At 30.6% G+C, this 13,570-nt stretch carries 14 protein-coding genes; all 14 read left to right on the forward strand.

Annotation, left to right across the window (positions count from 1 at the left end):
• Window positions 1-83 precede the first annotated feature (83 nt).
• The 14 genes from ACFQ0S_RS08600 (at window position 84) to ACFQ0S_RS08665 (ending at window position 13,510) form a co-directional block, all read left to right on the forward strand.
• On the forward strand, window positions 84-257 hold the full coding sequence (locus tag ACFQ0S_RS08600; RefSeq protein WP_379756159.1) for a hypothetical protein: 174 nt from the start codon (window positions 84-86) through the stop codon (window positions 255-257).
• 58 nt (window positions 258-315) lie between these two features.
• Window positions 316-2,019, forward strand: coding sequence for a tetratricopeptide repeat-containing sensor histidine kinase (locus tag ACFQ0S_RS08605; protein ID WP_379756156.1), 1,704 nt, complete (start codon window positions 316-318; stop codon window positions 2,017-2,019).
• Between the two features lie 13 nt (window positions 2,020-2,032).
• Window positions 2,033-2,701, forward strand: coding sequence for a response regulator (locus tag ACFQ0S_RS08610; RefSeq protein ID WP_379756153.1), 669 nt, complete (start codon window positions 2,033-2,035; stop codon window positions 2,699-2,701).
• A gap of 277 nt (window positions 2,702-2,978) precedes the next feature.
• The gene (locus tag ACFQ0S_RS08615; protein ID WP_379756150.1) at window positions 2,979-3,194 is read left to right on the forward strand and encodes a hypothetical protein; all 216 of its coding nucleotides are present in this window, start codon (window positions 2,979-2,981) and stop codon (window positions 3,192-3,194) included.
• 722 nt (window positions 3,195-3,916) lie between these two features.
• Entirely contained in the window at window positions 3,917-4,216 is a 300-nt protein-coding gene (locus tag ACFQ0S_RS08620; protein WP_379819081.1) for a hypothetical protein, read from the forward strand.
• Window positions 4,217-4,692: 476 nt separating this feature from the next.
• Window positions 4,693-4,908 carry a hypothetical protein gene (locus tag ACFQ0S_RS08625; protein ID WP_379819082.1) on the forward strand — a complete coding sequence of 72 codons (216 nt, stop codon included), beginning with the start codon at window positions 4,693-4,695 and terminating at the stop codon, window positions 4,906-4,908.
• 609 nt (window positions 4,909-5,517) lie between these two features.
• A complete protein-coding gene (locus ACFQ0S_RS08630; protein ID WP_379756144.1) occupies window positions 5,518-5,862 on the forward strand; it encodes a hypothetical protein in 345 nt (114 codons plus the stop codon).
• 374 nt (window positions 5,863-6,236) lie between these two features.
• Window positions 6,237-7,337: an SRPBCC family protein gene (locus ACFQ0S_RS08635; protein WP_379756141.1), complete on the forward strand. Its 1,101-nt coding sequence runs from the start codon at window positions 6,237-6,239 to the stop codon at window positions 7,335-7,337.
• 60 nt (window positions 7,338-7,397) lie between these two features.
• Window positions 7,398-7,937, forward strand: a complete 540-nt coding sequence (locus tag ACFQ0S_RS08640) for an RNA polymerase sigma factor (protein WP_379756138.1) — start codon at window positions 7,398-7,400, stop codon at window positions 7,935-7,937.
• Window positions 7,938-7,967: 30 nt separating this feature from the next.
• Window positions 7,968-8,381 carry a hypothetical protein gene (locus ACFQ0S_RS08645; protein ID WP_379756135.1) on the forward strand — a complete coding sequence of 138 codons (414 nt, stop codon included), beginning with the start codon at window positions 7,968-7,970 and terminating at the stop codon, window positions 8,379-8,381.
• Window positions 8,382-8,390: 9 nt separating this feature from the next.
• Complete coding sequence (locus tag ACFQ0S_RS08650; RefSeq protein ID WP_379756132.1) at window positions 8,391-8,846, forward strand: sensor of ECF-type sigma factor; 456 nt, start codon at window positions 8,391-8,393, stop codon at window positions 8,844-8,846.
• Window positions 8,847-8,943: 97 nt separating this feature from the next.
• Entirely contained in the window at window positions 8,944-10,920 is a 1,977-nt protein-coding gene (locus ACFQ0S_RS08655; protein ID WP_379756129.1) for a KUP/HAK/KT family potassium transporter, read from the forward strand.
• Window positions 10,921-11,027: 107 nt separating this feature from the next.
• Window positions 11,028-12,245 (forward strand): RsmB/NOP family class I SAM-dependent RNA methyltransferase, encoded by a 1,218-nt coding sequence (locus ACFQ0S_RS08660; RefSeq protein ID WP_379756126.1) that lies wholly within the window; start codon window positions 11,028-11,030, stop codon window positions 12,243-12,245.
• Between the two features lie 176 nt (window positions 12,246-12,421).
• The gene (locus ACFQ0S_RS08665) at window positions 12,422-13,510 is read left to right on the forward strand and encodes an endonuclease (RefSeq protein ID WP_379756123.1); all 1,089 of its coding nucleotides are present in this window, start codon (window positions 12,422-12,424) and stop codon (window positions 13,508-13,510) included.
• Window positions 13,511-13,570: the final 60 nt, after the last annotated feature.

The following is a 13,570-nucleotide window of genomic DNA, read 5'->3' on the forward strand; positions in this document are numbered from 1 at the left end:
AATTTTATCGGTTTGGCACCAATTAACCCTCGATTTCAGGAATCGTACAGCCCAACCTATGTCTAATTTTTACTACTTAAAAAATGAAAAAAGTATCCTTATTATCGTTTTACCTTATAGCTACAGTAGCTATAGCATCATCTGGAACTAGCACCTTGTTGAGTGGAATCCGAAAACAAAATCCCTCTTTCAATACTGAGAAAGTTACTGCTATTGGTGGGACTTCTGGCGGCCCTGCTACTAGACCTAATCCTTAATTCAATTAAGAATTAAATATTATCAGGGAAATTAAATTAATTTTATTATTTTCGGGAAATGATACTCAAAAAGTTACATTTCCCGATTATTATTATAGTGCTGACTGTACTTTTGGTTACGGTATCTTGCAAAAAGGAAGTTAAACCAATAGCTACTTCTAAGTTGACTTCAGAATTCTACACCCTTTTTAATAAAGCAGAAATTCTGTATAAAAATCAAGATTATAGTAAGGCATTTTATTGTTATAATAAAACCAAATTGATTGGTGAAGCACTACATGACAATAATAAAATTGTTTATTCCTTGATGCAAATGGCTCAGATTCAGCGACAACAGTCTGATTATTCGGGTAGTGAAGCTACGGCTACTGAAGCTATTAGACTTTTCAATAAAGAGACCCATATCGAATATCAAACGATTATTTATTCTACGTTAGGAATAAATTTTATGGATAGTTATGATTATGAAAACGGCTTAAAGTATTTTCAATTGGCACTCAGTACAACTAATTATGCATTAGATCAAGCAATTATTAAAAATAATATAGCTAATCTTTATACTAAGAAGAAAGAGTTTAAAAAAGCCATTGCTCTTTTATCAGAAGTTTTAAAACAAAAAGAAGTTCTAGGTAATGTAGAGGCCCATGGCTTAGTTTTGTGTAACCTTGGATATGCCTATTTTCAAGCTGGTGATCCATCTGCCCTTGACTATTTGAATCAGTCTTTGTCCCTTCGTATAAAAGATAAGAATGATTTCTATACTACTGCGAGCTATTTTTATCTTGCTAAGTATTATGAACCAACAAATAGTGTTTTGGCTAAAAACTATGCTATAAAAGCTTATGAATTGGCAACAAAAATAAATAATGCCGAAGACCGTTTAGAAACCTTAGGCGTAATACTCCAAAATAGTGATGGTAATGAATTTAAAAAATATTCTCTTATTCATCTCCGTCTTAGTGACAGTTTAACAAAAGCAAAACAAATTGCCAAGAATCAATTTGCAAAAATAAAATACGATGCTTCAAAATCTAAAGAAGAGAATGTTAGTTTAAAACTGCAAGAGGAACGCACACAAACTAAGAATATGCTGTTATCTGTTACTTTGGTTTCTCTACTCCTTTTATCTCTATTGATTTACTTCTTGATTCAATCTAAGCACAAAAGGGAAAAGTTGCTCACCTCTTACACTACTGAAACTAGAATTGCTAAAAAATTGCATGATGAATTGGCCAATGATGTTTTTCAGGTTATGACTTATGCTGATAATCAGGACTTAACTTCTGAAAAAAACAAAGAATTTCTAGTGAATACTTTGGATACTATTTATTCCAGAACCCGAAACATATCTAAAGAAAACAGTACGATTGATACAGGTCTGAACTTTGTACCCTATTTGAAAGAAGTACTCTCTAGTTATAACAGCGATTCAACCACTATTTTAGTTAATGGTCTAGATCCTGATGTATTGAATGCTCTGGATAGTTCTAAAAAAATTATACTCTACCGTATCATTAATGAGCTGTTAGTGAATATGAAAAAGCATAGCCAAAGCAGTTTAGTCGTTATTTCTTTTAAAAAAGTAAAAAATAATCTCCAATTGGATTATACAGATAATGGGATTGGACTCTCCTCTGATACCTTACTTTTAAAAAATGGTCTTCAAAATGTGGAAAACCGTATTATAGACCTAAAAGGAAGCATTACTTTTGACACTGAAACTAAAAAAGGATTTAAGGTAAGCATCTTAATTCCTTTATAAATTAGCACTCGTTATGTTTAAAAAAGTCATAGTAGCAGAAGATTTAGACAGCATTAACATTGCAGTAGTACAAGCATTAGAAGCTTTAGGAATTCCTGAAATTGAGAATGCTAAATACTGTGACGAAGCTTTCTTAAAAATAAAAAAAGCAGCACTAGAGCAACAGCCTTTTGAGCTATTGATTACCGATTTATCTTTTAAAACCGACCATAGGGAAAATAAACTGCAATCGGGAGAAGAGTTGATTGCTATTCTTAGAAAGGAACAACCTAGTATTAAAGTGATAGTCTTTTCTATTGAAGACAAATCCTATCGAATCAAATCGCTTATTGATTCCCTGGGGGTAGACGGTTATGTCATGAAAGGCAGAAACAGTATCCCCGAACTGCAAAAAACTATAGAAAAAGTATACCTCAACAACGATAAACATCTCTCTACAGCACTGGCTCATAATTTGTCTGCTAAAAGACTTATTGAAATAGAAGCCTATGACATTCAGTTGTTGAGTGCTTTAGCAACTGGTTTGACTCAAGATGAAATTGCTCTAACGTTTAAAAAAGACGCTATTATTCCTAATGGCACTAGCAGTATAGAAAAACGCATCAACAAATTAAAAATCTACTTCAAAGCCAATAATAACGTGCATCTCATTGCTCTAGCCAAAGACTTGGGACTGATTTGATTGCTGATACACTATAGTTTCGCATTGGTTAACTGCACCAAACTTAAAATTGGAACGCGGATGAAACCGATTTAAAAGGAATCCATCGGATTTTTTCAATACATAGGTTGTGAAATTCTTTATGGCTATATCCACTGTATGTTACTTTCAATAATTTACAGGCTTATCTGACTTTGCTATTATTTTATATTTTGTAATGGTCTTTACGGTTTTCCGTAAGGATGGCTTTTCTATTGGTTTTACTTTTGAATCCTATAAAAGATAAATACAACAAAATATGAAAATCTATTATGTTACTACTTTACAACTACACAATGAAGTTTATGTAATTCATGAGGAAGGTTGCAAATACCTCCCTAACTTTTTGAATAGAAAATTTTTAGGTCACTTCCCTTCCTATGAAGAAGCACTAAAAGAGTCTAAAAAAATTTATTCCACTTCTATTGTGTGCCCATTTTGTATTAACGAAAAACTATTTACCAATAAATCATGAAAATATGGAATTTTCTCATTATTCCCTTGGCTGTTTTTTGTTTAAACGCCTGTACAAATTCAACACAAATCAAGGCTGAAAGTGCCGTGAAAGCGTATTTGAAAGACCATTTAAACAATCCTGATAGCTATTGTCCCCATTCGTTTTCGAGGATTACAGCTGTAAAGAAGGGTGGTTCTGTTTGTTATCGCATTACCCATGTCTATACCTTACTGAACTCTTAACAGGATTGGATGAAAATGACTGTTCACTTTATGCTCCATGAGGATTATACTGTTCAAGATAAGGATTTCCTAACTATCAATGGGGATTATGAACTGTTGGAAATCATTGGACAATAGTGGTTGTACTTATAAAAGAATGGTGAATTAGTAGATTAACGAAAAAAAAATAGAAAGTGCATTCTGGTTGCAGACCTAATGTTTATTATAGCAAAATATTTAACTATATAATCTTCCAAAAAACATGAAAATCTATTATGTCACTACTTTCCAGCTACGCAATGAAGTTTATGTTGTTCATGAAGAAAACTGCTCCTACCTCCCTACCTTTTGTAGTAGAGAATTATTAGGTCATTTCGCTTCCTATGAGGAGGCACTGATAGCATCTAGGAAAATTTATTCTACTTCTAGGGTCTGCCCCTTTTGTATCAACGAAAAACTATTTACCGATAAATCATGAAAATATGGAATTTTCTCATTGTTGCGTTGGCTTTTTTTTGTTTGAACGCCTGTACGAATTCACCACAAATCAAGGCTGAAAGTGCCGTGAAAGCGTATTTAAAAGACCATTTAAACAATCCTGATAGCTATTGTCCCCTTTCGTTTTCGAGGATTACAGCTGTAAAGAAGGGTGGTTCTGTTTGTTATCGCATTACCCATGTCTATACCTTACTGAACTCTGACCAGGATTGGATGAAAATGACTGTTCACTTTATGCTCCATGAGGATTATACTGTTCAAGATAAGGATTTCCTAACTATCAATGGGGATTATGAACTGTTGGAAATCATCAAGCAATAGTTGTTGTACTTATAAATGAATGGTGAATTAGTAGGTTGCCGTGAAAAATTTGAAAGTGCATTTTGGTTGCAGACCTAATGTATACTATTGCAAAATATTTGAAAATACAAACTTCCAAATGAAAAAGCACCAAAACCATATCTTCAAACTACTTATAGCTTCTGCAGTTATTATCGTATTCCTTGCAGCGCTCCTTGGGTTTATCTATTTAGCATTCATTTCGTAAACTAGGTTATTCCTAGCCTACTGGTCGCAGAAAAATTACACACAGTTACCCCAATTTGTATCAAGTTACAATCTAAAAAAGCTAAGAAAATTAGAAAAAAAACGCCTCTTTACGGTTTCCCGTAAGGAGATCCATTTTTATCCTTTTAAGTTTGAACTCCACTTAGATTGTAGAGCAAGAATGAACTGTTAATAAAATATTACACATTGCATTCTGGTTGCAGACCTAAGTGTTAAAATTGCAATCAGATTTGGATATAAGAGTTATCATACAATTACACGAGCTACTAATGGCGGGTAGAGCAGGAAATTCAGAGTGTCTTTCTCAAAGACTCGGGATATCTGTTCGCTCCGTGTATAATTATGTTACATTTATGAAAAACGAACTTAATGCACCCATTATCTATAACACCCAAACCAAATGCTATCATTATGATAGAGATTGCGAGTTGCGTTTTAGTGGGTGAAATATTATAACATGAAACAAAAAATATTTCATTATGCACCGGAGAGGAAGACTTAGAGCATCTGCACCAGGAGTATTGCAATATATAAGAACAGAGCGATTAAAAAGTAATTGAAGGTAATCTTGGCAGTTTTATATAGTAATTAGTAGAAGATAAACTATTAATATTAATTGGATTTAAAATATTGCATCAAAGAAATAATCTAATGTGTGTGGTTATTTTTCATAGTCAGAATAAACCGAAAAAAGACTACCATTTGGCTATAAATCTCTTTTTCTAATTTCAAATTAATGGTGCTTACTATTAAACTTTTGGGTTTATTTTGTGTTTAAGTTTTAAAAATCAAAATTTTGCCACAGCAATTGTGATCTATTTTAGTTTTAAAAGTTTATCACAGGTTTTGAAAGTTAATTTATATATTTGAGAAGGATTGCTATTGCTACTTTCTAAGACCAATCTACCTTATGTTGGCCAATTACGTCTTGTTTTATCGTAGTTATATTCAAGTTTGAAAACATTTACACAAATTAACATAAAACTATATCAATGAAAACTAATAGAATATCCTTTTAATTATTAATCTTTTTATTATTTACTTCTTGTGACTCAGTGAATTCAATAATTATCGAAAACAAAACTAATAGTAAAATTGAAATAAGAATGTTTTTTAAAAACCTTGATGATTTAAGCGAAGAAAATATATACTTTGAAAACTATCAAATTGATAAACAATCTATTAGTGTTTCAAAAGAAATTATACCTGATGAAGAAATCATAATAGGGATAGGAAGTGGAATTGCAAAGCCAGTAGAAAAAGTAGATATTCGATTCGATAAAATAGACATTTTAATTGGTGGAAATTCCTTGAGCTTCAATAAAAATGCATTTTATTATTGCTTAGATGAAAGAACTAACTGGCCATTTTTGCTGTTAATAACAAATATTTCACCATAGAATAACGTTTGCTAATAGCTAATTCAAAGGATTTGGGCAATAGGCTTAATAGGAAGTTGGTTTTGTATTTGGGATGATTTGCTGCACTTTTCGCTATCTTTCAAATCACAAATAAAAAGCTCAAAAACTAAAAAAAATTGCAGTAAATGTTTTTGAAATTAAAGAAAAAATGAGCTAAAGAGCTTAGTTTAACTATTTTCGAGACAATATTGCTCGAAGATTAATCTAACAAATAAAAAAGAAATATTAAATACTACTGGCAACAGCAATTTGTAAAAAAAGCAAATCAAAACGCCTCACCAATACTTTTTTTTAATAATATCCAAGAGTAACTAAAAATTTCTAACTTTACAAAAGCAAATAATTGTAAAATCATGAAAATTTTAAAATATATATTTCTATTGCTTTTATTGACTCTTTTTGCAACAACAGTATTTATAGCTACTCAAAAAGGGGATTATGACGTTACAAGAAGTCGAGTAATCAAATCTCAAAGAAGTACCGTTTTTAATTATGTGAACGATTTTAGAAATTGGGAGACTTTTGGTTCTTGGAAAAAGGAAGACCCAGAAATGACTTTTAATTATCCTAATAATACTGTTGGCATTGGTGCCAATTATTCTTGGAAAGGAAATGATGGTAACGGAGAAATGAAAACCATAGCTATAAAAAACAATGTTAGTATTCATCAAAAAATGGACTATAACGGCTCTCTTTCAGATGTTTATTGGACATTTAAAGATACGGCAGGAGGAACAAAAGTAACATGGAGATCTAAAGGAACTATGGGTTTTGGTTTTAAAGTTTATAGTGCTTTTAAAGGCGGGCCGAGTAACGTTATAGGTGATATGTATGAAAAAAGCCTAGCTAATTTAGATAAAACTTTAGATTATGAAATAAACACCTACTCTATTAAAGTGGCTGGTGTTGTACAAAAACTTGGTTGCTATTATTTAAAACAGAGTATTACCAGTAAAATTAGTGATGTGCCAAAAAATTTGCGCATCATGATTCCTAAAATTATTAATTTTTTTAAGAAGAATAAGTTAGTAATGCACGGAAAACCATTTGTTTTGTATCATACTTATGATAATGCATCAGGAATTACTAAACTTTCAGTTTGTATTCCTATTAAAGAAATTGTTTATACTAGTCAAGGAAGCGATATTACTTCTGGACAATTGTATCCGTTTAAAGCTGTAAAAACAATTTTAAAAGGCGATTATTCTCATACTAAAGAAGCTTGGCAAAAAACTTTTAAATATATTAATAAAAATAATTTGTCTCAAAATATAAATGTGGCTTCGTTAGAGTTGTACTATAAAAACATAGAGCAAATTGCAAATCCATCGCAATGGATTACCGAAATTTATATTCCTATACAATCTAAAGCAGTTGTGATAAGCAAACCTAAAACTGATCAAGAACCTGTTGCAACTCCTGTTGAACAAGCAGTTGAATCTTCTGAACCTTAATTTTTTATTTGGAGGAATTAAACCTTTTCCATTAGTTGCATTCTAATAGAAAACATTTTTTTGGAAGAAAAAGATTTCATACAAAAACTATTACATCCTAAAACGCAAAATGAAGCGTTTCAAAAACTCTTACAGGAGTATCAAAAGCCATTATACAATCACATTCGAAATATCGTTCTGAATCATGACGATACCGATGATGTTTTGCAAAATACATTTGTAAAAGTTTTTCAACATCTTAAAAATTTTAAAGGCGATAGCAAATTATTTTCTTGGATGTATCGTATTGCAACAAATGAAGCCATTACATTTATTAATCAAAAAGCAAAACGAAACGGAACTACAAGTGAAGCCTTGCAAAGTAAAATGGTAGATAATTTAAAAGCGGATTCTTTTTTTGACGGAAATGAAATTCAAATTAAATTACAAAAGGCAATAGCCCAATTACCAGAGAAACAACAATTGGTTTTTAAAATGAAATACTTTGAAGAAATAAAATACGAAGACCTATCGGAAATTTTAGGAACATCCGTAGGTGCTTTAAAAGCTTCTTACCATCATGCCGTAAAGAAAATTGAACTATATATGACTTCATATTAAACCTTTTCAAAAAAACAAAGTCTTATGATTATGAATGAATTTAAATTAGAAAACGAACCAAAAATTAAATCTGGATTTAAAGCTCCAGAGAATTATTTTGATGATTTTTCAGCTAAAGTAATACAACAGTTACCTGAAAATGAGCCAAAAGTAATTTCAATTTTTAGTAGAAAAATAACTTGGATGTATGCAGTTGCTGCCATTTTGATAGTTGCTGTATCGATACCTATTTATACTGCAATTGTAAATCAACAAAACGCTTTAGACAAAACAACAATAGAAAATTATCTTACAAGTCAGGATGCAATTTCAGATGATGAGCTAGCGAATTTATTAGACGAAGATGATATTAAAAAAATGAAATTGAATTTCAATATAGAAGATAAAGCCATCGAAGATTTACTTTCAACTCATTCCAATTTAGAAGAATACATAATTAATTAATCTTATTTTATGAAAACGAAAAATTTACTATATCTTTTTTTTATTTTATTTACTGTAAATAGTTTTGCACAACCTCGATTTAAAGAAAAAAGAGAAAAAATAAAAGCTTTGAAGGTAGCATATATCACTGATGAACTGAAACTTAATTCAGATGAAGCAACTAGGTTTTGGCCAATTTACAATGCTTTTGAAGATAAACAACGTGAATTAAAACATGAAAAAATGCGTTCCTATATGGATCGTTTTGATGGAGGTGAGGTTGAAAAAATGAACGAGAAAGAAGCTTTAAATTTCTTAAATCAAATGGAGAATACTGAAGAAGAATTGTTTCAACTTCGTAAAAAATTCATTGTTAATTTAAAAGGAATTCTATCTCCTATAAAAATTATAAAACTCAGAAAAGCCGAAGAAGGATTTAATAGAAAACTATTACAACAATATAGGGAAAAAAACAATACTAAATAGTTATTATTTTATTATTTGAGATTAGGATTTATTTTATATTATTTTAAAATAATTAATATTATAATAGTAATTTTGTATCCTTTTACAAATAATAATTATGAGTTCTCAACATCAAAACCTTCACAGTAAATTAACTTTAGGTGGTTTATTAATCTCTTTAGGAATTATTTATGGTGACATTGGTACATCGCCTTTATATGTAATGAAGGCAATACTTGGATTAGACAATGCTATTAATTACGACCTAGTTCTTGGAGGAATTTCTTTAGTTTTTTGGACTTTAACCTTACAAACGACCATTAAGTATGTACTAATTACTTTAAGTGCAGACAATCATGGTGAGGGTGGGATTTTTGCATTATATGCACTAGTAAAACGGACAAAAATAAAATGGCTAATTATTCCTGCAATCATCGGAGGAAGTGCTTTACTTGCTGATGGAATAATTACACCTCCAATATCTGTATCCTCAGCAGTTGAAGGAATTAGAAATTTTTATCCTGAAATAAATACTATCCCTATAGTTATTGGTATTTTATTTGTTTTGTTTACCATACAACAATTTGGAACAAAACTTGTCGGAAAGTTTTTTGCGCCAGTAATGCTACTATGGTTCTCTATGTTAGCCATAATAGGTATAATACAAATTTCGGGCAATTTAGAAGTACTAAAAGCAGTAAATCCATATTACGCCTACCACTTATTAATGGCTGATAAAGGAGTAAATCCTGAAGGTTTTTTTGTTTTGGGATTTGTTTTTCTATGTACTACAGGTGCTGAAGCACTTTACTCAGATATGGGGCATTGCGGTCGAAAAAACATTAGAATTAGTTGGATATTTGTAAAAACTACTCTTATTCTAAACTATTTTGGTCAAGCCGCTTTTTTAATGAAGCATGAAGGAGAAACTCTTAGAAGTTTAGGAGGTTCTAATGCAAACCCGTTTTATTTATCAATGGCAACATGGTTTCAGCCCATTGGAATTGTAATTGCAACTTTAGCAGCAGTAATTGCTTCTCAAGCTTTAATTAGTGGTTCATTTACATTAATAAACGAAGCGATGCGATTGAATTTTTGGCCAAAAGTAAAAATAAAGTATCCTACTGAACTAAAAGGACAATTGTATATACCCTCCATAAACTGGCTTTTATTTTTAGGTTGTGTAGGAATTGTTTTGCATTTTGAAGAATCAAGTAATATGGAGCATGCCTATGGCCTAGCTATTATTTTATGTATGATTATGACTACTATATTACTCAATTATTATTTAATATTAAAAAGAGTAAAACTGTATTTTATTATGCCGCTTATAGCCATTTATGTAGTTATAGAATTCTCTTTTTTGTATGCAAATGTTACAAAATTTGCAGAAGGTGGTTATGTAACCTTAATTATTGCAATTGTACTAATTCTACTTATGTCAACTTGGTATATGGCAAAACAAATTAGTAAAAATTACACCAAGTTTGTTAAAATTGATGACTATAAAAAAGTAATGGCTGAGCTAAGTGTTGACTTGTCTATTCCAAAATACGCAACCCATTTAGTTTACATGACTAATGCAAGCCGAACAGATGAAATAGAAGAAAAGGTAATGTACTCCATATTACAAAAAAGACCTAAAAGAGCCGATCTTTATTGGTTTGTACATGTGAACATCTTAAACGAACCTTATAAAAAAGAATATAAAGTTACTGAAATTATAAAAGATGACATTTTTAGAGTAGATTTTAATTTAGGATTTAGAGAACCTACAAAAATCAATTTAATGTTTAAAGAAGTTTTGAAAGACATGGTGAAAAATGGAGAAGTAGATGTTACCAGTCGTTATGAATCGCTTAATAAAAATAATATTCTTGGTGATTTTAAATTTGTATTGTCTGAAAAGTTCTTGTCTAATGACAGTGACATGTTGTGGCATGAAAAGTTAATTATGAATACCTATTTCTTTATTAAAAAATTCAGTTTATCTGAAGGAAATGCATTTGGTTTAGATAGTAGTTCCGTAAAAATTGAGCAATTCCCTTTAGTATTGCATCCACCAGAAAAAATATATTTAACTCGAATAAAATAAATTCTAAAAATACTGCTTTGAGCAGTATTTTTTTTGAATCAAAAGCAACAAATATTAACGGGTAAAATTCGTCTTTAAATAGTACCTTTGCAGCTCAAATAATTAAAATGAGATTACACAGAAATTTAGTTTATACTACCATTGATTCACTTAATGCAATATTTAATGAAGGTGAATATGCTGATAAAGTAGTAGCCAGAGCTTTAAAAAAAGACAAGCGTTGGGGAAGTTCAGACAGAAAATTTGTTGCCGAAACTATCTACGAAATTGTTCGTTGGAAAAGATTATACGCAGAAATTGCAGAAGTTAAAGAACCTTTTGATAGAGACAATCTTTGGAGAATGTTTTCGGTTTGGGCTGTTTTGAGAGGTTATCCAATACCTGATTGGAGACAATTAGAAGGGACTCCTGAACGAAAAATAAAGGGACGCTTTGACGAACTTTCTAAAATTAGATCTTTAAAAGAATCTATTCCGGATTGGATGGATGAATTAGGGATAAAAGAATTAGGAGAAAAAATTTGGGCTACAGAAATTGCAGCTCAAAACCAACCCGCTAAAGTAATTTTGAGAGTCAATACCTTAAAAACTACAAAAGAAAAATTACATGCCATTTTAATGGATTTGAACATTGAAACGGAGTTTTTAAAAAACCAACCAGATGCATTAGTTCTAAAAGAAAGAGCTAACGTATTTTTAACAGATGCATTTAAAGAAGGTTTGTTCGAAGTACAAGATGCCAATTCACAATTGGTGGCGCATTTTCTAGATGTAAAACCGGGTATGCGGGTAGTAGATACTTGCGCTGGTGCTGGAGGAAAAACATTGCACATTGCTTCCTTAATGGAAAACAAAGGACAATTGATTGCAATGGATTTATATGAAAGTAAATTGAAGCAACTTAAACTAAGAGCCAAAAGAAACGGAGCTTTTAATATAGAGTACCGAATTATTGATACTACAAAAGTCATTAAAAAATTACACGAAAAGGCAGATAGAGTTTTGATTGATGCACCCTGTAGTGGTTTAGGAGTTTTAAAAAGAAATCCTGATGCAAAATGGAAATTAAAACCTGAATTTATTGATAATATAAGGAAAGTACAAGCCGAAGTTCTAGAAAGCTATTCTAAAATAGTAAAACCTGGCGGAAAATTAGTATATGCCACATGTTCAGTGTTACCGTCTGAAAATCAAGAACAAGTAAAAAAATTCCTAACAACTGATATTGGTAAAAGTTTTAATTTTATAAAAGATGCAAAAATCCTCGCTTCCGAATCTGGATTTGATGGATTTTATATGGCACTATTGGAACGAAAAATCGATTAATTTTTTAAAAACATAAATTACAAAAAACAACATATAAAATTGTTTTTTCTACAATTACATTTGTTAAATTTAAATAAAAATTATTTTTATACTGTAAACAATGATTTTTATTTAAGAATATAAGCTAAATTTGTTTCCTTAAAACAATCTACATTAAATTGTTATTAAATTTTACTATGAAAAATAATTTTTCTTTTTTTCTACTCCTTTTTGTTTTTATAGCAGTCGCCCAACCGCCAGCTGGATATTACAATACAGCTACTGGCACTGGATATGCTTTAAAAACTCAACTTGCTACGATTATTACTAAAAATTATTTAGATCAAACCTATCAAGGATTGTACAATACTTATACTACATCTGATATTGATTTATTTTATGAAAATGATGGTTCTGTACTAGATATTTATACAGAAAAACCAATAGGCTCTGAATGCCAATTTACTTATGATACTGGTGGCGGAAGGGACGATGGAACTTTAGGAAATAATGAATGTGAAAGATACAACAGGGAACATTTAATTCCTCAATCAGTATTTGCATCTGCAACTCCAATGTACTCTGACGCCCATTTTGTTTTACCTTCTGACAAACATGTAAATGCTCAGAGAGGTGACTTGCCTTTTGGTAAAGTTAATGTTGCTAATTGGACTTCAATGAATGGTTCGAAAAGAGGGTCTAATTTAAATTCTGGCTATTCTGCAGGTTATGTAGGGACCGTTTTTGAGCCAATTGACGAATTTAAAGGAGATGTTGCAAGATGTTTATTATACTTTGCTACCAGATATGAAGATGTTGTATCTGGTTATAACTTTACAATGTTTAATAACACTTCTACCCAAGTTTTTACAGATACATTTAAAAATATATTACTCACTTGGAATGCTCAAGATCCTGTTAGTTCTAGAGAAGTAAGACGAAATAATGCTATTTATTCGCGACAAAAAAACAGGAATCCATATATCGATAATAATTCTTATGTTGCAAAAATATGGGGTTCACCTCTAGGAACAAGTACTTATGAAATGGCATCTAAAGTTTCTGTCTTTCCAAATCCTACTAATAGTCGTGCTTTAAATATTCAATCAGAGAGTAGCCTTGATACTATTGAACTAATTACTATAAACGGTCAATTGATACAACAAATAAAGAACCCTGTTTTACAAAATAATTTGTATAAAATGGATAACCTAATTCAAGGATTTTACTTTTTAAAATTAACTTCTAGAGGTCTTTCCATAACAAAAAAGGTAATTGTAAATTAATTATCAAATATTTTAACTATTAAAGTTGTCTTCATAAATAGTGGACATTTTTTTGTTATC

Origin of the sequence: Flavobacterium myungsuense, from assembly GCF_042677265.1 — a bacterium.
GTDB classification, from domain to species: Bacteria; Bacteroidota; Bacteroidia; order Flavobacteriales; family Flavobacteriaceae; genus Flavobacterium; species Flavobacterium myungsuense.

Coding starts and splice junctions, on each gene's coding strand:
- ACFQ0S_RS08615 (WP_379756150.1), top strand. CDS start 2,979: ATGAAAATCTATTATGTTACTACTTTACAACTACACAATGAAGTTTAT.
- ACFQ0S_RS08660 (WP_379756126.1), top strand. CDS start 11,028: ATGAGATTACACAGAAATTTAGTTTATACTACCATTGATTCACTTAAT.
- ACFQ0S_RS08650 (WP_379756132.1), top strand. CDS start 8,391: ATGAAAACGAAAAATTTACTATATCTTTTTTTTATTTTATTTACTGTA.
- ACFQ0S_RS08655 (WP_379756129.1), top strand. CDS start 8,944: ATGAGTTCTCAACATCAAAACCTTCACAGTAAATTAACTTTAGGTGGT.
- ACFQ0S_RS08600 (WP_379756159.1), top strand. CDS start 84: ATGAAAAAAGTATCCTTATTATCGTTTTACCTTATAGCTACAGTAGCT.
- ACFQ0S_RS08645 (WP_379756135.1), top strand. CDS start 7,968: ATGAATGAATTTAAATTAGAAAACGAACCAAAAATTAAATCTGGATTT.
- ACFQ0S_RS08635 (WP_379756141.1), top strand. CDS start 6,237: ATGAAAATTTTAAAATATATATTTCTATTGCTTTTATTGACTCTTTTT.
- ACFQ0S_RS08665 (WP_379756123.1), top strand. CDS start 12,422: ATGAAAAATAATTTTTCTTTTTTTCTACTCCTTTTTGTTTTTATAGCA.
- ACFQ0S_RS08610 (WP_379756153.1), top strand. CDS start 2,033: ATGTTTAAAAAAGTCATAGTAGCAGAAGATTTAGACAGCATTAACATT.
- ACFQ0S_RS08605 (WP_379756156.1), top strand. CDS start 316: ATGATACTCAAAAAGTTACATTTCCCGATTATTATTATAGTGCTGACT.